This window comes from Rhodococcus sp. IEGM 1341, assembly GCF_030056895.1.
GTDB lineage: Bacteria > Actinomycetota > Actinomycetes > Mycobacteriales > Mycobacteriaceae > Rhodococcoides.
In genome coordinates, this window is sequence record NZ_JASHKV010000001.1 from 1,056,552 (window position 1) to 1,076,952 (window position 20,401).

The window sequence follows — 20,401 nt, forward strand, 5'->3', positions numbered from 1 at the left end:
GTTCGCCCTGATGTTTCGCGGGTCCGTCGTGGCGGGCCCGATCTCGGGGACGAAGATCAGGGGTATCCCTGATGTGTTTCTCGACCGGCACCGCCACGATGATTGGCATGAGCAACGTGACCGTCTCGGATCAACTTCAGCAGATGTGGCGCACCCGTCCGCACCGCTTGCCGCAACGCGGGCATGTAGCGGGTGTTGCGGCCGGTATCGGCTACCGCTACGACGTCGACCCCGTTCTGATTCGGATCGCGTTCGTCGTCTCCACCTTGTTCGGCGGTACCGGCATCGTGCTGTATCTGGCGGGGTGGCTGGTGCTCAACCGCGCCGGTGATACGGCGTCGGGTGCGGAGTCGCTGGTCGGGCGTGGGAACAGCTCCGATTCGACGACCAAGATGGTGGTCGTGGCAGTGGCCTTGGTCATCGCGGTGTCGACCATCGGCCCGGTAGGTGTCGGACTCGGCGGTTCGGGGCTGATCTCACTGGTGGCGATGCTCGGTGGACTGTGGCTGCTGCACCAACGGTGCCCGGAGCCGCCGCCGTACATGCGGACGGCGGAGTTCTCCCGTAATCGCTACGCTCCGATGCCTTTCGGCTCGACCAGCACATCGGCCGAGCAGTGGACGGCCGCGCAGTATCGTCCGCCACAGTTCCAGCACGAGCGCTACACCCCGTACACGACCCTGCCGAAAAGCTACGTTCCGACGCCGAAGCCCATCGAGCACACCGGCATCGACGCCGACGCGCACACCGTGAACCTGAGCAAGTCGACCGCATCCGCCGAGAAGCCGGCCGACCTGCCCACCGACATGCCGACCGTGACTCCCCCGTCGTGGGATCCGCTCGGTGTGGCCCCGTTCGCCTGGGATCTTCCCGAACCGGCTGGCACCTTTCCGCCTGCGGCGATCGAACGCAAGCGCCGATCACGTTGGACGGCAAGCTTTCTCGGCCTGGCTCTGCTCGCTGCCGCAGTCACCGCAGCAGTCGGTTCGGCTACCGGAGGAGACTGGGCATCACCGGGCCGTGTCGGTGCCGTCGCTCTGGCAGTCATCTCCGTGGGACTCGTATCGGGCGCGTTCCTACGCAAGGGCTACGGACTGCTGGTGGTCGCAGCACCATTGGCCGGCTTCGTCGTTCTGGCGTCGGCGGTCGGTCCGGTGGACCTGAACAACAGAGTGCCAGGGAATCAGACGATCGCCCCACTCACCGCCGCCGAGCTCGACCCCTCCTACGATGTCGGGGCCGGCGAGCTGAACCTCGACCTCACCGGCCTCGAACTCGCCGAAGACCACATCGTCGAGATCGATGTGGCGCTGGGCAGCGCGTCGGTCACCGTGCCCGCTTCGATGAACGTGATCGTGGAGTGCGAGGCGGCGATCGGTCAGTGCCCCACCGAGACACGCTTCGGTCCTGGCACCACCGATACTCCGGTTCTGACGATCGTGGGCGATCTGGCACTCGGCGAACTGAAGGTGGAGAACCCGTGAAGAAGAACAAGACCGACCGCATCGGACTCGACCACGGCAGCGCCGATTCCGACACCGAGGATCACACCTCCAGCCGACGCGGCCCCTCGGCACTGTTGCTCCTCGCCGGCCTCGCTGCCATGGTCGTCTCGGTCGCAGCACTCATCGGCCGAGATGCGATCGCGGCACTGGGCGACGTCCAGTTCCGCTGGGTGTTCGTCGTCGCCGCGGTGGTCGTGGGCTTCGCGCTTCTACTGGGCCCCAGCAGAAAGAGCTGACGCCGTCACTCCCACTCGATGGTGCCCGGCGGCTTGCTGGTGACGTCGAGAACGACTCGGTTGACCTCCGGAACCTCGTTGGTCACCCGAGTCGAGATCGTTTCCAACACGTCGTACGGCAGCCTGGTCCAGTCCGCCGTCATCGCGTCCTCGCTCGACACCGGACGCAGCACGATCGGGTGCCCGTAGGTACGGCCGTCGCCCTGCACTCCCACGCTACGCACGTCGGCCAACAGCACCACCGGGCACTGCCAGATCTGCTGATCCAAGCCCGCGACCGTAAGTTCTTCTCGGACAATCGAATCGGCATGGCGGAGCGTATTCAGACGGTCGCGGGTGATCTCACCGACGATGCGGATCGCCAGGCCGGGTCCGGGGAACGGCTGCCTGCCGACGATGTCCTCTGGCAATCCCAGTTCGCGTCCGACTGCACGCACCTCGTCCTTGAACAATGCACGCAGCGGCTCGACCAGGGCGAACTGCAGATCGTCCGGCAGTCCGCCGACGTTGTGGTGACTCTTGATGTTCGCGGTACCGGACCCGCCGCCGGACTCGACGACATCCGGGTACAACGTGCCCTGCACCAGGAACTCGACGGCGTCGCCGTGCTCGGCGTTCTCGCCCAGCACCTCGGCCACGGCACCTTCGAAGCTCCGGATGAACTCCCGGCCGATGATCTTGCGCTTCTCCTCCGGGTCGGAGACGCCCTCGAGCGCGCCGAGGAATGTGTCGACCGCATCGACCGTGACGAGCTTGGCTCCGGTCGCGGCCACGAAGTCCTGCTGCACCTGCTCACGCTCGCCGGCGCGCAGCAGTCCGTGGTCGACGAAGACACAGGTCAAACGGTCACCGATGGCCCGCTGCACCAGTGCCGCCGCCACCGCGGAGTCGACGCCGCCCGAGAGGCCACAGATGGCCTTGCCAGTGGGGCCCACCTGCTCCTGCACTGCGTCCACCAGAGCGTCGGCGATATTGGCCGCAGTCCAATCCGGGGCGATGCCCGCTGTTTCGTGCAGGAATCGGCTGAGCACCTGCTGCCCGTGCGGGGAGTGCAGAACCTCGGGGTGATACTGCACGCCCGCCATGCGCTTGCCCTCGTTCTCGAAGGCAGCCACCGGCGCGCCTGCGCTGGTGGCCGTGACCGTGAAGCCTTCCGGGGCCGCGGTGACCGCGTCACCGTGACTCATCCAGACCGGCTGCGTTGCGGGCAGACCGTCGTGCAGACGACCGCCGTCCACGCTGAGTTGAGTGCGTCCGTACTCCCGCGTTCCCGTGTGTTCGACGGTTCCGCCGAGGGCCTGGGCCATGGCCTGGAATCCGTAGCAGATGCCGAACACAGGGATGCCGAGGTCGAGGAGAGCGGAGTCGAGCTCGGGCGCACCCTCGGCGTAGACGCTGGAGGGTCCACCGGAAAGCACAAGCGCGACAGGGTCCTTCGCCGCGATCTCCTCGGCCGTCGCGGTATGCGAGATCACCTCGGAGTACACGTTGGCCTCGCGCACACGGCGGGCGATCAACTGCGCGTACTGGGCGCCGAAATCGACGACGAGAACCGGGCGTGCGTGTGCGGGATCGTGTGCAGAGGAGTCGGTCACCGGGTCAGTCTAGTGGGACTGTTCCAGCACTCATGCAACACCCGAATGCTCGACGGGCATCGCCGAGGAACCCGACCGAATCTCCACGATCGGCAGTCGCAAACCGCCCGGAGCATCCACCGGGACGACCGGAGAGTTCGGGGCGATCGGATCGAGACGCTGGTACGGCAGCCCCTGTGCCGGACGGAGATCCAGCTCGCCCTTGTTCGGCCACAGTGCCGCGGAACGCTCCGCCTGCGCGCTGATGGTCAGCGACGGGTTCACTCCGAGGTTGGCCGAGACGGCAGCCCCGTCGACCACACTGAGCGTCGGGTAGCCGTGGACGCGGTGGTACGGATCGATGACGCCGTGCTCGGAGTCCGTGGCGATGGCGCAGCCGCCCAGGAAGTGGGCCGTGAGTGGGATGTTGAACAGTTCACCCCAGGTACCCCCTGCGACGCCGCCGATCTTCTTGGCGATGCGGCGGGTGGCGTCGTTGCCCTCGGGGATCCAGGTCGGGTTGGGCTCACCGTGACCCTGTTTGCTCGAGATCTTGCGGCCGAACGGCCCGCGCTTGGTGAACGTGGTGATCGAGTTGTCGAGGTTCTGCATCACCAGCGCGATGATGGTGCGCTCGCTCCAGTGCCGGACGTTGACGACGCGGACGAACTGGATCGGATGCGCGATCAGCGCGAACACGAACTTGAGCCACCGTGGGATTTTTCCGCCGCCGTCGGTCATCAACGTCTGCAGCATGCCCATCGCGTTCGAGCCCTTGCCGTAGCGGCACGGTTCGATGTGGGTGTTGGGGCTGGGATGGAACGAGGACGTGATCGCGACTCCGCGGGTGAGGTCCATGTTCGGATCGACCGCCAGCTTGGCCGCTCCGACGATCGACTCGGAGTTGGTGCGCGTCAGCTCCCCGAGCGTGTCCGACAGACGGGGCAGCGCACCCGTGTCCTTCATCTTGTGCAGTAGGTTCTGCGTGCCCCAGGTGCCTGCGGCGAGAACGACATTGGCTGCGCTGTAGGTCTTGCGCCCCTTGCGAAGCCGAGCGCCGGTGCGTTCGGTGTCGACGTCCCAGGTGCCGTCGGATCGCGGAACGAGACCGGTGACGGTCGTCATCGGCACGATCTCGGCTCCTGCGCGCTCGGCCAGGCCGAGGTAGTTCTTCAGCAGGGTGTTCTTGGCTCCGTGGCGGCAACCGGTCATGCACTCGCCGCACTCGATACATCCGGTGCGTTCAGGACCCGCGCCGCCGAAGTACGGGTCCGGGACGGTCTTGCCGGGCTCGTCTCCGAAGAACACGCCCACCGGGGTCTGAATGAAGGTGTCGGCAACGCCCATGTCCTCGGCAACCGACTTCATCACCTCGTCGGCGGGGGTCATGTGCGGGTTGCGCACGACGCCGAGCATGCGGGTGGCCTGGTCGTAGAACGGGGAGAGTTCACTGCTCCAGTCGGTGATGTGCGCCCACTGCTTGTCCTCGAAGAACGGTGCCTGAGGCTTGTAGAGGGTGTTCGCGTAGTTCAGCGAGCCGCCGCCGACTCCGGCACCGGCGAGGATGAGGCAGTCGCGCAGCAGGTGCACGCGCTGGATGCCGTAGAGGCCGAGCTTCGGAGCCCACAGGAAACGCTTGAGGTCCCAGCTGTTCTTCGCGAAGTCCTTGTCCTCGAAGCGCTGCCCGGCTTCCAGGATGCCGACGCGGTATCCCTTCTCCACCAGGCGCAGCGCGGTGACACTTCCGCCGAAGCCCGAACCGACGATCAAGACGTCGTAATCCGTGGCGCGAACAGCTGAACCCATGGTGACCTCCGCTACATCCGATGCTGTCGAACAGTATGCACACCCCCATGTGACTACCGCCACAAGCGATTCTAGCTGTTACGAGAGGTATCACCAACCCAGGGTCGACTTACGTGGACGCAATGCAGCAGAAAGGGCGCGCACCCCCGTGTGAGAGGAGTACGCGCCCTGCTGGAACTGACGTCGTCAAGCCCTGACGTTCAGGCCCACCTTCTGGAATTCCTTGAGATCGGAGTATCCGGACTTCGCCATCGACCGACGCAGTCCGCCGACGAGGTTGATCGAGCCGTACGACTCACGCGACGGTCCGTTGAGCACCTGATCCAGGCTCGGACGGTCCCCCGCCGACATCGGCAGCAGCGCGCCGCGCGGCATGGACGGGTGCGCAGCGGCAGACGGCCAGTACCAACCTCCGCCGGGAGCCTCGGCAGCGACGGCCAGCGGAGCACCGAGAACCGCAGCATCGGCCCCGCAGGCGATGGCCTTGGCGAGGGCACCGGAGGTCGTGATGTCGCCGTCGGCGATGACGTGCACGTAGCGCCCGCCGGTTTCATCGAGATAGTCCCGACGCGCCGCGGCCGCATCGGCGATGGCGGTGGCCATCGGAACGCCGATACCGAGCACCTCACCGGTGGTCGTGCCACCTTCGACCGAACCGTAACCGACGATGACGCCTGCCGCACCGGTACGCATCAGATGCAGTGCGGTGCGGTGATCGCTCACGCCGCCGGCGATGACGGGAACGTCGAGCTCCGCGATGAAGGTCTTGAGGTTGAGCGGCTCGTCCTCGCCGTGCGCAACGTGCTCGGCGGAGATGATCGTGCCCTGGATGACCAGCAGATCCAGGCCCGATGCAACGAGGGCAGGGGTGAGCGAGCGAGCGTTCTGGGGGCTCACCCGAACCGCGACGGTCACCCCGGAGTCGCGGACCTGACCGACCGCTGCGGCCAGCAGATCCGGCCGGAGCGGTGCGGCGTGCAGTTCCTGCAGGAAGGCGATCGGCGCGTCGGGATCGAGCTCGGTCTCGGCGATGTGGATCAGCTGATCGATCTTGGCCTGCACGTCCGAGTGGCGGGCCCACAGCCCTTCACCGTTGATGACCCCCAACCCACCCTGTCGACCCAGCTCGATCGCGAACTCGGGCGAAACCAGAGCATCGGTCGGATGCGCGAGGAGGGGAATGTCGAAGCGGTACGCGTCGAGCTGCCATGCCGTCGACACCTCCTTCGACGACCGGGTACGACGGGACGGCACGATGTCGATGTCGTCCAGCTGGTAGGTGCGGCGGGCTTCTCTGCCCATGCCGATTTCAACGAGGTCGCGCACGCGCGCACCTTTCTACTTCGGGAGCGAATCGAATCGGCCCAGGACAGGCCGAAGCGACTATCGGGTGGTGTAGTTCGGGGCCTCTGCGGTCATCGTGATGTCGTGGGGGTGGCTCTCCTTGAGCCCGGCCGCCGTGATCTGCACGAACTGAGCCTTCTGCAGGTCCTCGATCGAGGTGGACCCGGTGTACCCCATCGCAGCGCGCAGACCACCGGTGAGCTGGTGGATGACCTGATTCAACGGTCCGCGGTACGGGACGCGACCTTCGATGCCCTCGGGCACCAACTTGTCCTCGGCCAACACGTCGTCCTGGAAGTAGCGGTCCTTGGAGAACGACTTCGCTCCCCCGCGTCCCTGCATCGCGCCGAGCGAACCCATTCCGCGGTAGCTCTTGAACTGCTTGCCGCCCACCAGGATCAGCTCACCCGGGGACTCGGCGGTACCGGCCAGCAACGATCCGAGCATGGCGGTCGAGGCACCGGCAGCGAGAGCCTTGGCGATGTCACCGGAGAACTGCATACCGCCGTCGGCGATGACCGGCACACCGTGCGGCTTGCACGCGGCCACGGCTTCGAGGATGGCGGTGATCTGCGGAGCGCCGACACCTGCGACCACACGGGTGGTGCAGATCGATCCCGGTCCGACGCCCACCTTGACCGCATCCGCGCCTGCCTCGACGAGAGCGAGTGCGCCCGCGCGGGTGGCAACGTTGCCGCCGACGACCTGAACGCGGTCGCCCACCTCCGCCTTGAGCTTGCTGACCATCTCGAGCACCTGCGAATTGTGGCCGTGTGCGGTGTCGACGATGATGACGTCCACCCCGGCGTCGGTCAGCGCCATCGACCGAGCCCAGGCATCCTGCCCGACGCCCACAGCGGCACCGACCAGCAGTCGACCGTCACGGTCCTTGGTGGCGTCGGGGTGCTGCTCGGTCTTGACGAAGTCCTTCACGGTGATCAGGCCGGTCAACGCACCTTTGCCGTCCACGATCGGCAGTTTCTCGATCTTGTGACGGCGCAGCAGGCCGAGCGCCGCTTCCGCAGTCACGCCCTCCTGTGCGGTGATCAACGGGGCCTTGGTCATCACGTCGGCGACGCGGCGATTCTGATCGACCTCGAATCGCATGTCGCGGTTGGTGATGATGCCGACCAGTGCGCCGGTCTCGTCGGTGACGGGAAGACCGGAGATACGGAACCGCGCACACATGGCGTCGACCTCGGCCAACGAGTCGGTGGGCTTGCAGGTGACGGGGTCGGTGACCATCCCGGCCTCCGAACGCTTGACCGTCTCGACCTGGGACGCCTGATCCTGCAGTGACAGGTTGCGGTGCAGCACGCCCATACCGCCCGCGCGGGCCATGGCGATGGCCATCCGGGCCTCGGTGACGGTGTCCATGGCCGAGCTGACCAGCGGCACTCGCAAGCGGATCTCGCGGGTGATCTGGCTGGACGTATCGACCGAGCTGGGAATCAGATCCGAAGCGGCCGGCAGCAGCAGGACGTCGTCGAACGTGAGGCCGAGCATCGCGACCTTGTTGGGATCGTCGCCGCCTGTGCGGACGTGGGCTCCGGGACTACTCATGCGAATCTGGCCCTCCCTAGAGCCTGGTTGCGCTTCGGCGCGGCGTGCGGCCGGTGAGAGCTCGCAGGCGCACCGCAGTGCGGGATTGGAGAACGGATGGAGTTTCGGCACTTGCACTCATCTGTTCAGCGCCGTGAACCATGGTATCGGCTAGGGCACAACCAGTGCGAATGCGTCTCGCTGTCAGTGGCCTGCGAGCCCCGAAACGACGGTCCTCGGCGTTGTCGGTGGCGGGTACGTCCGGCATGTCGCGTTCGAACGGCTGGCGCAGACCCACCAGTCCTGCGTACCGTGGAGGCGTGCGCGATCAACTGCCTCCCGGTCTACCCCCGGATCCGTTCGCCGGAGACCCAGCCGACCCGTCGGCCGCCCTCGACGCCATCGAGCCAGGCCAGCCCCTCGATCCTCAGGAGCGCCTGGCCGTCGAAGAGGATCTGGCGGACCTGGCTGTCTACGAGGCTCTCCTGGGCCACCGCGGCATCCGCGGCCTCGTCGTGTGCTGCGAGGACTGCCAGCAGGACCACTACCACGACTGGGACATGCTGCGCGCGAATCTGCTCCAGCTGCTCGTCGACGGAACCGTCCGGCCGCACGAGCCTGCCTACGACCCTGTACCCGACGCCTACGTGACCTGGGACTACTGCCGAGGTTTCGCCGATGCTTCCATGAACGACGCGTTGCACGGCGACGGATTCGACAGCTGAACCCTGACTTCCGACACGAAGAAGCCCGACACGATGATCGTGTCGGGCTTCTTCGTTGCCGGTGAAAGATCGAGAACCTGTCAGCTGCCGCCGGATGGAACCGACATACGGTCGCGGTTCTCCGAGGAGCTGCTGCCTCCGGCGGTTGCCGTCGGCTGACCGGGCTCTTGCAGCACCGTCGGCACGACGTCGGTGGTCGTTGTCGGGCTCGGCGTCGTCGTCGTGGGCGGGACCTCGGGCGTCGTCGTTGCCGGAGCCGGAGTGCTCGGCACACCCGTGGTGTCGGGCGTGACCTGATCCACCGGTGCCGGTGGCACGAAGACCTCCGGACTGGGGACCGGAGCCGGGACGACCTCCGCAGGGAGCGGAACAGGCGCGGGCAGCGTCAGAGCCTGCAATTCCTGCAGCAGACGTTCCAGCCACTGGTCCAGCTCGGCGCGCTGACCGTCGTCGAGAACAGCGGAACTGCTGTTCGACGCGCCGTCGAGGAGTGCGCGAGCGGCAGTGGTGTCCCCCGAGGACAGGAGATTTTCCGCCTCCTGCAACTTCGACGTCGTATCGATCTGAGCGACAGTCGAATCCGCCTGCTCGGAGAAGACGACCGACTTGACGCTCCAGAGCGGATCGTCCGGTGTCGAGTTGTACGAGATGACCACCAGGCCACCCATCACGACGGCGATCGCGGCTGCGGCACCGGCGATGGGACGCAGCAGACGCATGCGTCCACCGCGGTTGGCCGAGCTCGAGCGCGCCATGTCGGCGGCGAGCTTCTCGCGTTCGACGGAGGCGACGACCACGTCGAGGGAGGGTCCGGCCGGCATCGCCGGCGCGATCACGTCTGCTCGCCAATTGGCCAACAGAAGGGCGAGTTGGTACTCGTCTGCGTCATCGGTGGCAATCGGTCCGTCGCCACTGATCGCGTCGATGAACGCATCGTCACGACGTACGGCGACGAGGTCCACAGGACCACCGTCTGCGCCGATGTCGGCATAGGGATCGTTCTGCTTCGGTCCAGTGGAGTTCACGTGCTCACCGATACGCGAGATTCCGCGACGCGGCGTCTCACCGGGGCCACCGTGACCATTGTCCCTAGCCATACATTTCACCTGCTCTCACAACTTCGTTCTTCAGTTTTGCGATAGCTCGGTGCTGAGCCACGCGGATAGCGCCTGCAGTGCTGCCGACGGCGGCTGCTGTTTCCTCGGCCGACAATCCGACGATGAGTCGGAGCACCAGAATTTCGCGGTGCTTGGCGGGCAAGGTGTCCAGCAGTGCAGTCATCTGTCGACTCGACTCGGATTCGAGAGCGCGTTGCTCCGGTCCGTGCTCCATCGACACGACATCTGGTACTTCGGCGGCCGGGTCCGATTTGTTACGCGAGGCGCTGCGATGGGCGTCGGCGACCTTGTGAGCCGCGATGCCGTACACGAATGCCATGAACGGACGACCTTGATCCTGGTATCGCGGCAAGGCGGTCATGACTGCCAAACAGACCTCCTGCGCCACGTCGTCGGCCGAAAGCTGACCGCGCTCAGCCGAACCGACCCGTGCCCGGCAGTACCGAACGACGAGTGGTCGGATGAATTCCAAGACCCGGGACAGAGCCAGTCGATCGCCTTGCGCTGCGGCAACGACGAAAGAGTCCAACTCCTCACCCGCACTGTTCATCGTCGACAAATTTCCCCGCGTTACAGGTACGCACCCGCATGGGAGCGCTTCCACGTGGTGGTGGAACGAGACCAAGGATAGCGACACCACCCGGCCGCAACCGAACCAATCGGTCCGCCTTCGACCCAGGTCCTGGTCAACCGACCGTCGAACCACCCAGGCGATCGATGGCGGCGGCCAGGTCGGCGGACGAGGCCATCCCGGCGTCGACCCCGCCGGTTCCTTCGCAGAGCATCGTGGCGGCCCAGCGCAGGGGCAGCAGCCCGGCCATCTCCGCAGCGCAGGCCACCTGAACGGCCGACTCACGAGCACGTCCGGTCTCACCGATACAGCTCAGCGCCGCCGCAGACACCAGGTCGGTCTTGACGATGTGGCGTAACGAATCGGCATCGTTGGCGAGAGCCCGAGCGTTCTCGGCGTGTCGGACCGCCCCTGGCCCGTCGCCGCGCATCATCGCCAGCTCGGCCGCTACCCACGACGCCCGTAGTGCCGGACGCCACAGCCCTCGACCGGCGGGGTCCTGCCGCTGCTCCGCACTGCGGGCCAACAGGGTGTCCGCGAGGCCGAAACGTCCGATTCCCAACGCATCTGCGGCCAGGCCGGTCAGCGCATCGCTCCGGGCCTCCACCGAGTCCGTCGATCTCGGCGGTCCCCCGAGTCCGACGAGAAGGACCGCGATGCCGTCCCAGTGGCGGGCTCGCTCGTGTTCGCCCACCTGACGCAACCACGACGCTGTGGTCGACGCGTGCAGCGACCGAAGCTCCGCGCTGCGGGGTCGATGCCGCCGAAGCTCGACTCCGGCGGCGCTGTACCGGCCCTGCCCTGCCAACGCGACACTGCGAAACCAACTCTCTCGCGGATCGGTGGCTGCGGGCAGCGGGAATCGGCCGGGTTTGCCGCCGAATGCGGCGTCGAAGAGTTCGGACGGCGTCGCGTTGAACAGCGAGCTCTGCTCTGAGGGCACGGAGGCAAGGGTAGGGCCATCGCCGATGACGAACGGCGTCCGAGTCCTACCGATACGACGCGACGCAATTGCGTGGGGCGAATTCACCGTCGGTACGAAAAGGGACAACAGCGCGTCCTTTCGCGCGAACAGAATGCAGTTTTCAAGGAATTAACAATGTGAACACAGCCGACTCGGAGACGAGAATCTGAACGCTGTGTGGCGAATAGGTTAATCGGCGCAGTCGGTCACACGATCGGCAAGCGATGCGCCACACGCCGTCCGTTCGTCCCTTCGGGTCCCGGACGGCGCTCCGCGTGATCGCGTCGGACACCTCGCGCGGCCTCGACCGAATGGATCGACGCCTCACCCGACGCGTGCAACGGAGCTGCCCGAAGCACCAACGAAACGCCTGTGATCAGGAGAAACACCAACTAGTGCCTGTCGGTCGCATCGAGCGATCACCCTGACGACCGATGCCGGACAACCGAGCTCCGCGGCTTCGCTTCGACAGCCGGAATGCCGATGCCCTTCCCATCGTCTCCCGTGTCGACGGATTCTTCAACAGGAAGGACACGCACGCGGGTGAGTCGAAGTAAATATCGCCCGTGTTAATTCTTTGCCCCATAACTATGCATTTGCACACGACAGAGAACTATTGACTCGATTTCGTCGATCCACATAACGTTGTCGGCATTCGGATCACGAATCCGAGAAGCCACACCACCCTAGGAGTTTCCATGCCGCAGCCGAATCACCTCCCTGGGCCGAACGCCGACATTTGGGATTGGCAGATGCACGGCCTGTGCCGTGGCGTCGATTCGTCCATGTTCTTCCACCCGGACGGCGAGCGGGGCCGGGCACGAGCACAGCGCGAGATGCGGGCGAAGGAAATGTGCCGTAGTTGCCCCGTCCTCGCCCAGTGCCGTACACACGCTCTCAACGTCAGCGAGCCCTACGGGATCTGGGGCGGAATGTCGGAGACCGAGCGAGAACTGCACGCTCGTCACAACCGCCGCCGCATAGCGGTGTAGTCACCCGACCACACGAGAAAGCCCCCAACCCGAAAGGGGTTGGGGGCTTTCTCGTGTCATGAACGTCAGTGAGCGTGTCCGTGCCCGGAAGAAGGCTCGGAGGCCTCTTCCGGCTTCTCCACGATCGCGCTCTCGGTCGTCAGGATCATGCGTGCAACCGACGCGGCATTGACCACAGCGGAGCGAGTCACCTTGACCGGATCGACGACGCCGTCGGCCAGCAGGTCGCCGTACGTCAGGGTCGCGGCATTGAATCCGTGTCCCTTCGGCAGTTCTGCCACCTTGCTGACGACGACGGAACCGTCGATGCCCGCGTTGGAGGCGATCCAGAACAGCGGTGCGTTGAGTGCGTTGCGCACCACGGCCACACCGGTGGCTTCGTCGCCGGTCAGGCCGAGGTCGTCGGCCAGAGCCAACGCTGCCTGAGTCAGAGCCGAACCGCCGCCGGGGACGATTCCCTCTTCGACGGCGGCCTTGGCCGCAGCCACAGCGTCGTCGACGCGGAACTTGCGCTCCTTGAGCTCGGTCTCGGTGGCAGCGCCGACCTTGATGACCGCGATGCCGCCCGAGAGCTTCGCCAGACGCTCTTCGAGCTTCTCGCGATCCCACTCGGAGTCGGTGTTCTCGATCTCACGGCGGAGCTGACCGACGCGCGCGTCGATGTCGTCCTGCGTGCCCGCACCGTCGACGATGGTCGTGTCGTCCTTGGTGACGACGACGCGACGAGCGCGACCGAGCAGCTCGAGCCCGGCTTCCTTCAGGCTCAGACCCACATCGGCGGTGATGACCTGGCCGGCCGTCACGACCGCGAGATCGTCGAGGAACGCCTTGCGACGATCACCGAAGAACGGTGCCTTGACCGCCACGGCCTTGATCGTCTTGCGGATGGAGTTGACTACCAGCGTCGAGAGAACTTCACCTTCGGTGTCCTCGGCGATGATGAGCAACGGCTTGCCGCTCTCGGCAACCTTCTCCAGCAGAGGCAGAAAGTCCGGAAGCGAGGTGATCTTCTCGCGGTACAGCAGGACGTACGCGTCCTCGAGAACTGCTTCCTGCGCGTCGACGTCGGTGACGAAGTACGGCGAGAGGTAGCCCTTGTCGAACTGCACGCCTTCGGTGACCGAGAGCTCGGTGAGCAGCGTCGAGGACTCCTCGACGGTGACGACACCGTCCGCGCCGACGCGGGTGAGCGCCTCACCGACGAGTTCGCCGATCTCGGGGTCACGCGAGGACACGGTGGCGACCTGAGCGATCGCCTGCTTGCCCTCGACCGGGGTTGCGGCGGCGAGCAGAGCCTCGGCGACCTTGTCGGCCGCCTTGGAGATGCCGGTGCCGAGCGCGATCGGGTTGGCACCTGCGGCGATGTTCTTCAGACCGCCGCGCACGAGCGCCTGCGCGAGGACCGTCGCGGTGGTGGTTCCGTCGCCTGCGACGTCGTTGGTTTTGGTGGCGACGCTCTTGACCAGCTGCGCGCCGAGGTTCTCGAACGGATCTTCCAGGTCGATCTCACGAGCGATCGAGACGCCGTCGTTCGTGACGGTCGGACCGCCGAATGCCTTGGACAGGACGACGTGGCGTCCCCGCGGCCCGAGCGTCACCTTGACGGCGTCGGCCAGCTTGTCGACGCCGCGTTCGAGTGCGCGGCGCGCTTCCTCGTTGAATTGGATTTGCTTTGCCATGTTTCGGTGTTACTCCTTCGAGTAAAGAAACTCGATCGAACGCACACCGCCCCGGGACCGACACGAAAATCGGATACCGGGGCGGGATGCGTTGTGGCCTACTTGGCGATGACAGCCAGCACGTCGCGTGCCGACAGAATCAGGTACTCCTCGCCGGCGTACTTGATCTCGGTGCCGCCGTACTTGCTGTAGATGACGGTGTCACCTTCTTTGACGTCGACCGGGATGCGGTTGCCCTTCTCGGTGACACGGCCTTCGCCTACGGCGACGACGGTGCCCTCCTGGGGCTTCTCCTTGGCTGTGTCGGGGATGACCAGACCGGAGGCGGTCGTCGTCTCGGCCTCGTTGGCCTGGACGAGGATCTTGTCCTCGAGCGGCTTGATTTTCACGCTCGCCACGTTGAGCCCTCCAAAGTTATGGGGTACGCGCCCGGGGTCGGATCCCCGGACAGCTGTGTGTAAGTACTTCTCCTGCGGTTCTGACAATCACGGCCTGAACTCGTTCCCGTCGTCGCGGGTGCCGGGACTTCGCTCGGTGCCAACTAGCACTCTATACACGAGAGTGCCAGCACTCAAGGGCTGGGTTCGCCAGGTTCGTGACGCGTGGGTCGCGCGGGTACGCACGCGCCCTCCTGCACCACCACAAAGATCCGAAAACGAGCGAATCAGGACCCGAAACGCCGAACACCGGAGTCGTTTCCCGCTGTTTTACCGGCGTCCGCGAAGCCATCGAACGACCAGGTAGGAGGCTATGAACTCTCACCGAAGAACCTACCGAGCGGCATATTACGCTCGCGATGAGGCACGAAGTAACGTTACGATAACGGAGCTGTCCGAGCGATAACGGTCGACAGCCGTGCCGCGACATGGCACACAGAGCAGTCGATTCCGGACAGGTACACAGGGGCGGGAGGTGCAGCATGCGAGTAGGCGTGGGTATATCCACCGGATCCGAGGTCGTGTGCGCAGCCCTCGTCACCGTCGACACCGACGGTAGTCGCACGGTCGAGTACCGCACCGTATCCACCGATCGCCAAGCGAACACCGACATCGGCGATCTGGTCACCTCGGCCATCGAACTGATGGCCTCTCTGATTCCCGGTCACCGGTCGCCCGACGCGATCGCCGTCACCTACCGCACCGAGGAGCACGCTGCGGGTATTCGCGCCGCGCTGGCCCACACCACCCGCGATGTTCGACTGGTACCCGAGTCCGCTGCCGCGTCCGCGCATCTGGCGACCACCGGCCTGATCGATCGATACGACACGATCGCGCTGGTCGATCTCGGTGCCTCGGGCATGTCGGTCACCGTCACCGATCGGACCACCGACAAGGTACTGGCGCACGGCCGATCGGACGCCGTCGGCGGCGACGCACTCAACGTGCTCGTCAGGAACCTCGTGCAGGACATGACCCGTGACAACCTTCGGGACGACATCCGCGACGACCGCGGAATCGGGTCCGCGCGGTACCGATCGGTCAAGGAACAGCTGTCCCACTCGGACGAAGTCAGCATCGCGCGTTACAGCGGAATCCCGCTGACGGTCACCCGGGACGCATTCGACACCGCCGCGACCCCGATCTTCGGCACCGCCGCCGAGTTCGTACGAGGAGTGTTCGACGAGAGCACTCACGAACCCGAGGTCATCGTGCTGATCGGTGGAGGGGCGCACATCCCCCTGCTCGCCGCCACGCTCACCGACATGTTCCACGCCCCGGTCGTTCGAATGTCCGAGCCCGACGCCGTTCTTGCCGTCGGCGCTGCCTCCGTCGCCGCGTCTGCCGACGGCGGCGGCTACCAACTCGTCTCGGCCACGCGCAACACCGCGACCCGGATGAGCCGATACTCCGGTGCGATCGCGGCCGCCGTCGTCGCAGGTGGTCTCGTTCTCGCCTACGGCGTGCAGACGATGACGCCTGCCGACGATGCCAGCGTCTCTCCGGCCGGAAGTACCGCGCGATCCGCGACCGAATCCAGCGATACCGGTACGCCGGCCACCGGGGGGTACTCCCCCGACGAGGATCAGACGACAGCCGGACGCACCCCCGGGGATCGATCCGACCCCACGGCGACCTCGGTCGACGCCACCGGATCGTCGGCGCGGTTCACCACGACCGCTCCGCCGACCAGTACCCCGACACTGCGTCCCGCACCGGACCTCCCGCGGATCGACTGGCCGATCGACCCCACCACGAACCCGGCGTCCCCCGACGCCACCACCGGGATCCCGATCGAGCCGCCGACCTCGGTCACCACGACTCCGGTTCGACCCTCCGAACCGATCGAGTCCTCGGACCCGAGCGATACGACCGAGATCGTTCCCGGCCCGACGCCCGAGCCCACTACCGAGGTCACACCCGAGTTCACTCCGGTGCCGACCGAGTCGATCACCGTGCCGACCACCGATGTCAGCGGTTCGGAACCCACCCCGGAACTGACGGCACCACCGACGGTATGGTCGCCGCCGGTCGCAGCTCCCGCGGCGTCCGGATCCCCGACCGATCCACTGTCGGCAGCCGAGCCGTCGGCTCCACAATCGTCCGAGACCACCGTCGCAACGCAGGACGCTCAGCCGGGCACCTGACTGGTCGCGATCGAGAGGCCGGGGTCGGTCACAGCGGTCAACGCCGAAGGCTCGGCTCCGCCCGCAACGAGGTGGGCACCCAGTGCGGCGATCATCACGCCGTTGTCGGTGCACAGTCGCGGCTTCGGAATTCTCAGCGTCAAACCCTGCTCTGCACAACGACTTTCGATCAGCGAACGAATGCGAGAGTTGGCGGTGGCACCCCCACCCAACACGATCGTGTCGACATCGACGTCGGTTGCCGCGCGAACGGCCTTCATCGTCAGGACATCAGCGACGGATTCCTGGAAGGACGCCGCGATGTCTGCGACAGGAATCGGATCTCCCGCACGTTGCCTGGCCTCGACGAATCGAGCGACCGCCGTCTTGACCCCGGAGAAAGAGAAGTCGTAACGGGCATCGCGTGGGCCGGTCATGCCTCGGGGAAACGCGATCGCAGCCGGATCGCCCTCGCGCGCAGCGTCATCGAGTGCCGGACCACCCGGGTACCCCAATCCGAGGAGCCGCGCAACCTTGTCGAAGGCCTCCCCGGCTGCGTCGTCGACCGTGGTCCCGAGCTCGGCGATCGGCCGGGACAGATCGTCGACGTGCAGCAGATGAGTGTGACCTCCGGAGACCAACAGCGCCACGCACGACGGCATCGGGCCGTGCTCGAGCGTATCGACCGCGACGTGGCCACCGAGATGGTTGACCGCATAGAAGGGCACGCCCCAGGCCGCGGCGTACGCCTTCGCAGCGGCAACCCCGACCAGCAACGCCCCGGCCAGCCCCGGCCCGATGGTCACTGCGACGGCGTCGGGACGCTCGATGTCCGCGGCCGCCAGAGCGCGCCGCATGGTCGGCACGATCGCTTCGAGATGTGCGCGCGATGCCACCTCGGGCACCACTCCGCCGTACCGCGCGTGTTCGTCGACGCTGGAGGCGACCTCGTCGGCCATCAGCTCGCACGTCCCTGCCCCGCCCCAGCGGACGATCCCGACTCCTGTTTCGTCGCAGGAACTTTCGATACCCATGACGATCATCGGGCTGATCCTTTCGTCTTCTGGGGCCGGCGCATGGTGAAGGCGTCGGCCCCGCTCGGCTGGTAGTACCCGGCCCTGGTGCCCACGATCTCGAACCCTTCACGTCGGTACAGCTCGATGGCGGGCTCGTTGTCGGTGCGCACCTCGAGAAAGACCGGCCCACCGTGCTCGTCGGCCACGCGCAGCAGTTCGTCCAGCAAACGCCCGCCGATTCCCCTGCGGTGATGCGACGGATCGACTCCGATGGTGTGCACCTCGGACTCACCGACGACGAACGCTCCGCGGCTCGGCTGCCCCAGCAGCGAGATGCCTGCGTAGCCGACGACCTCACCGTCTTCCCGCGCGGTGACGTAGTGATTGTGTGGCGCGGCCAATTCCGCGATGAATGCATCCTCGGCCCACGGGTCGTCACCCGGGAACAGCACGGTCTCGAGATACGCGCACCGAGCAGCATCCGCCGCCGTCATCGACTCGATCGACACGGTCACTTCAGAGCCTTCGCTGCGGCACGCTCGTCGAGCGTCTTGGCGTCGGGGCGGCGCAGATACAACGGGACGAGCGGGCCGGGGACCATCCCGCTGCCGATATCGGCGGCGGCCACCGCGACCAGTCCGGCCGGAGACGGTGCCTGCACATCACGAATCGGAAGCTCGAATGCCGCTGCATGCGGTGCCGATCCGGCGACCGAATCGACCCCGACACGGTCCAGGTCGGCCGGGGCCACGACGTCGGGTCCCGCGATTCGCACTCCCGCTTCGTAACGCGCCCAATAGATTTCGCGTCGACGCGCATCGGTCACCACCAACAGGGACCCGGGTTCGGAGACATCCGAGGCAATGGCGTCGAGACTGCAGACGCCGAACACCGGAAGACCGAGTGCGTCACCGAAGGCCGCTGCCGTCGCCATTCCCACCCGTAAGCCGGTGTAGGGGCCTGGACCGACGCCGACGACGACGGCACCGAGATCGGCGGCGGTGATCTGCGCCTCGGACAGGCACTCGAGGATGTTGGGGGTGAGTATTTCTGCATGCGATCGCGCGTCCACCCGAACCCGCGTGGCGAGCGTCGTGGCCACTGCACCGACGGCGGACTCGGTCAGACTCACCACACCTGCGGTGACGGCGGGGGTCGAGGTGTCGACGGCAAGTACAAGCACGATGTTTCAGATTACCCGCACGCCCGCATGCCGACTCACTGCCGTCGTGCACAGCCGGCCGGGCTCAGTGCTGCGGCGTGACCACCGATTCCACGCGGCGTGCCGTCGCGCGTCGAACGTCGGAGTCCGGGTCACGCGTCAGACGAACCGACACATGGCCGTCCGACAGCTTCTCGACCAATCCCTCACCCCACTCGACCACGACCACGGCGTCCGTGAGGTCGGTGTCGAGGTCGAGGGCATCGAGTTCGTCGAGCGCCGACTGCCCCGTCATCCCCAGCCGATACGCATCGACGTGGACGAGCGCGACCGGCGGCAGACCACGGGGCCGCGACCCTGCCCGGTGCTCACGGGCGATCACGAACGTCGGCGAGGTGACACGGCCCTGCACACCGAGTCCGGCCGCAATCCCCTTCGTCATGGCTGTCTTTCCGGCCCCGAGCGGGCCGTCGAGAATCACCAGATCGCCGGCGACCAGAACGTCCGCAAGCCGTGCACCGAACTCGGCAGTATCTGCGGCAGTGGCCAATTCGACATCCACCGGCAAGATCAGCGGCTCGTCAGACAACGCCCCACCGCCGCTTCTTGCCCGCGGCCTCCGTTGCCCGTGCCACGAGGCGCGCGATCGCACCGTTGACCTGTTCCGGAAATTCGAGTTGAACCAGGTGCCCGCCCTGGCGCACACGCACCATCTCCGAACGCGGCAGGGCCTGAGCCAGAGCCTCCGAGCTCGCGAACGGAATGATCCAATCCTCGTCGCCACACACGACCGATACCGGAATGTTCTCGAATTCCAGCAAGGCCTCGGACTCGTCGTGCAACTCGAGCGTCTCGAGGAAATTGACGATCGTGACGACGGACGTGTCGTCGATCATCGACTGGGAGAACGCCACCAATCGTGGGGACACCCTGGTGCCGTAGGACGCCGCGCGCAGTACCGGTGAGATGAGTGCGCGCACAGCTCCGCGACCGAACTGCACGAAGCCGGGCGACGTCCGCACCGCGAGCCGGAACGCGTCGACCGCCGGATTCTGCAGACTACGACCTACCCCGGATTGAGCGAGACCGGCAGCTGTCGTCGAGATCAGGACTGCGCCGATCACTCGCTGACGCAGCACGTCCGCTCGTTGCCGCGCCATGGACAGGATCGACATTCCGCCCATCGAGTGCCCCACCAGAACGATGCGGCCCTTGGGTACGACAGAGCGAATCACCGCATCGAGATCGAGGCCGAGTTGACCGATGGTGCAACTCTCCGGGCTCGGTACTCCCGACCGCCCGTGACCGCGCTGGTCGTAGAAGACCATGCGGACCGTCGAACCCCATTGCTGTTCGAGCGCACGCCGTTGGAAATGCCACGACGACGTGCGAAGGCAGTAACCGTGTACGAATACGACGGTCAGTTCGGCATCCGACGGACCGACTTCGCGAACCGCAAGCGGCACGCCGTCGTCCGCGGTGACGATACTGCCTCGGTCGGCATCCATCAGGTCGAGATTCTCGGTGGCCAGCGGATCCTTGTTGGACCGGAACGCCGTCTCGCGCACCACAATTGCAATACTCTGCAGCAATCCGAGCATGAT

General features: G+C 66.1%; 19 protein-coding genes. 5 read left to right on the forward strand and 14 right to left on the reverse strand.

Going from position 1 to position 20,401, the window contains the following annotated elements:
- Nucleotides 1–107: 107 nt before the first annotated feature.
- Together QM615_RS04765 and QM615_RS04770 are read left to right on the forward strand one after the other, a co-directional pair.
- A complete protein-coding gene (locus QM615_RS04765) occupies nt 108–1,484 on the forward strand; it encodes a PspC domain-containing protein (RefSeq protein WP_149405365.1) in 1,377 nt (458 codons plus the stop codon).
- Nucleotides 1,481–1,741: a hypothetical protein gene (locus QM615_RS04770; RefSeq protein WP_262498287.1), complete on the forward strand. Its 261-nt coding sequence runs from the start codon at nt 1,481–1,483 to the stop codon at nt 1,739–1,741. Before QM615_RS04765 ends, QM615_RS04770 begins: the two co-directional genes overlap by 4 nt.
- Nucleotides 1,742–1,746: 5 nt before the next feature.
- Here QM615_RS04770 and guaA read toward each other — a convergent pair whose 3' ends face one another.
- From guaA to guaB, 4 genes are all read right to left on the reverse strand, one after another.
- Nucleotides 1,747–3,336, reverse strand: coding sequence for a glutamine-hydrolyzing GMP synthase (gene guaA / locus QM615_RS04775; protein WP_032397497.1), 1,590 nt, complete (start codon nt 3,334–3,336; stop codon nt 1,747–1,749).
- Between the two features lie 30 nt (nt 3,337–3,366).
- On the reverse strand, nt 3,367–5,121 hold the full coding sequence (locus tag QM615_RS04780; protein WP_068051264.1) for an FAD-dependent oxidoreductase: 1,755 nt from the start codon (nt 5,119–5,121) through the stop codon (nt 3,367–3,369).
- 186 nt (nt 5,122–5,307) lie between these two features.
- Nucleotides 5,308–6,447 carry a GuaB3 family IMP dehydrogenase-related protein gene (locus QM615_RS04785; protein ID WP_149405364.1) on the reverse strand — a complete coding sequence of 380 codons (1,140 nt, stop codon included), beginning with the start codon at nt 6,445–6,447 and terminating at the stop codon, nt 5,308–5,310.
- A 57-nt stretch (nt 6,448–6,504) separates the two neighbouring features.
- Nucleotides 6,505–8,028, reverse strand: coding sequence for an IMP dehydrogenase (guaB, locus tag QM615_RS04790; RefSeq protein WP_188078559.1), 1,524 nt, complete (start codon nt 8,026–8,028; stop codon nt 6,505–6,507).
- A gap of 299 nt (nt 8,029–8,327) precedes the next feature.
- Here guaB and QM615_RS04795 point away from each other — a divergent pair, with 299 nt between their 5' ends.
- Complete coding sequence (locus tag QM615_RS04795) at nt 8,328–8,732, forward strand: DUF5319 domain-containing protein (protein WP_032378069.1); 405 nt, start codon at nt 8,328–8,330, stop codon at nt 8,730–8,732.
- An 80-nt stretch (nt 8,733–8,812) separates the two neighbouring features.
- On the opposite strand, the gene QM615_RS04800 is transcribed toward QM615_RS04795, so the two are convergent.
- From QM615_RS04800 to QM615_RS04810, 3 genes are all read right to left on the reverse strand, one after another.
- Nucleotides 8,813–9,829, reverse strand: a complete 1,017-nt coding sequence (locus QM615_RS04800; RefSeq protein ID WP_149405363.1) for an anti-sigma-D factor RsdA — start codon at nt 9,827–9,829, stop codon at nt 8,813–8,815.
- Nucleotides 9,822–10,400: a sigma-70 family RNA polymerase sigma factor gene (locus tag QM615_RS04805; RefSeq protein ID WP_032397500.1), complete on the reverse strand. Its 579-nt coding sequence runs from the start codon at nt 10,398–10,400 to the stop codon at nt 9,822–9,824. The genes QM615_RS04800 and QM615_RS04805 overlap by 8 nt, the downstream gene beginning before the upstream one ends.
- A 136-nt stretch (nt 10,401–10,536) precedes the next feature.
- Nucleotides 10,537–11,364 (reverse strand): hypothetical protein, encoded by an 828-nt coding sequence (locus tag QM615_RS04810; protein ID WP_082898996.1) that lies wholly within the window; start codon nt 11,362–11,364, stop codon nt 10,537–10,539.
- Nucleotides 11,365–12,083: 719 nt separating this feature from the next.
- Between QM615_RS04810 and QM615_RS04815 the strand changes: the two genes are divergently transcribed.
- Nucleotides 12,084–12,377 carry a WhiB family transcriptional regulator gene (locus tag QM615_RS04815; RefSeq protein WP_027496361.1) on the forward strand — a complete coding sequence of 98 codons (294 nt, stop codon included), beginning with the start codon at nt 12,084–12,086 and terminating at the stop codon, nt 12,375–12,377.
- 65 nt (nt 12,378–12,442) lie between these two features.
- Here QM615_RS04815 and groL read toward each other — a convergent pair whose 3' ends face one another.
- Both groL and groES read right to left on the reverse strand, forming a co-directional pair.
- Nucleotides 12,443–14,056, reverse strand: coding sequence for a chaperonin GroEL (gene groL, locus QM615_RS04820; protein WP_149405362.1), 1,614 nt, complete (start codon nt 14,054–14,056; stop codon nt 12,443–12,445).
- Nucleotides 14,057–14,154: 98 nt separating this feature from the next.
- Entirely contained in the window at nt 14,155–14,454 is a 300-nt protein-coding gene (gene groES, locus QM615_RS04825; protein ID WP_008718149.1) for a co-chaperone GroES, read from the reverse strand.
- Between the two features lie 521 nt (nt 14,455–14,975).
- Between groES and QM615_RS04830 the strand changes: the two genes are divergently transcribed.
- Nucleotides 14,976–16,640, forward strand: coding sequence for a DUF7159 family protein (locus QM615_RS04830; RefSeq protein ID WP_188078558.1), 1,665 nt, complete (start codon nt 14,976–14,978; stop codon nt 16,638–16,640).
- Here QM615_RS04830 and tsaD read toward each other — a convergent pair.
- The 5 genes from tsaD to QM615_RS04855 all read right to left on the reverse strand — a co-directional run bounded on the left by tsaD (nt 16,625) and on the right by QM615_RS04855 (nt 20,398).
- Nucleotides 16,625–17,662, reverse strand: coding sequence for a tRNA (adenosine(37)-N6)-threonylcarbamoyltransferase complex transferase subunit TsaD (tsaD, locus tag QM615_RS04835; RefSeq protein ID WP_149405360.1), 1,038 nt, complete (start codon nt 17,660–17,662; stop codon nt 16,625–16,627). The two genes, QM615_RS04830 and tsaD, sit on opposite strands and share 16 nt — an antisense overlap.
- Entirely contained in the window at nt 17,659–18,150 is a 492-nt protein-coding gene (rimI, locus tag QM615_RS04840) for a ribosomal protein S18-alanine N-acetyltransferase (RefSeq protein WP_149405359.1), read from the reverse strand. The genes tsaD and rimI overlap by 4 nt, the downstream gene beginning before the upstream one ends.
- Nucleotides 18,147–18,818: a tRNA (adenosine(37)-N6)-threonylcarbamoyltransferase complex dimerization subunit type 1 TsaB gene (gene tsaB, locus QM615_RS04845; protein ID WP_149405358.1), complete on the reverse strand. Its 672-nt coding sequence runs from the start codon at nt 18,816–18,818 to the stop codon at nt 18,147–18,149. Before tsaB ends, rimI begins: the two co-directional genes overlap by 4 nt.
- Before the next feature lie 64 nt (nt 18,819–18,882).
- Nucleotides 18,883–19,386: a tRNA (adenosine(37)-N6)-threonylcarbamoyltransferase complex ATPase subunit type 1 TsaE gene (gene tsaE, locus QM615_RS04850; RefSeq protein ID WP_149405357.1), complete on the reverse strand. Its 504-nt coding sequence runs from the start codon at nt 19,384–19,386 to the stop codon at nt 18,883–18,885.
- The gene (locus QM615_RS04855) at nt 19,379–20,398 is read right to left on the reverse strand and encodes an alpha/beta fold hydrolase (RefSeq protein ID WP_068051296.1); all 1,020 of its coding nucleotides are present in this window, start codon (nt 20,396–20,398) and stop codon (nt 19,379–19,381) included. The genes tsaE and QM615_RS04855 overlap by 8 nt, the downstream gene beginning before the upstream one ends.
- Nucleotides 20,399–20,401: the final 3 nt, after the last annotated feature.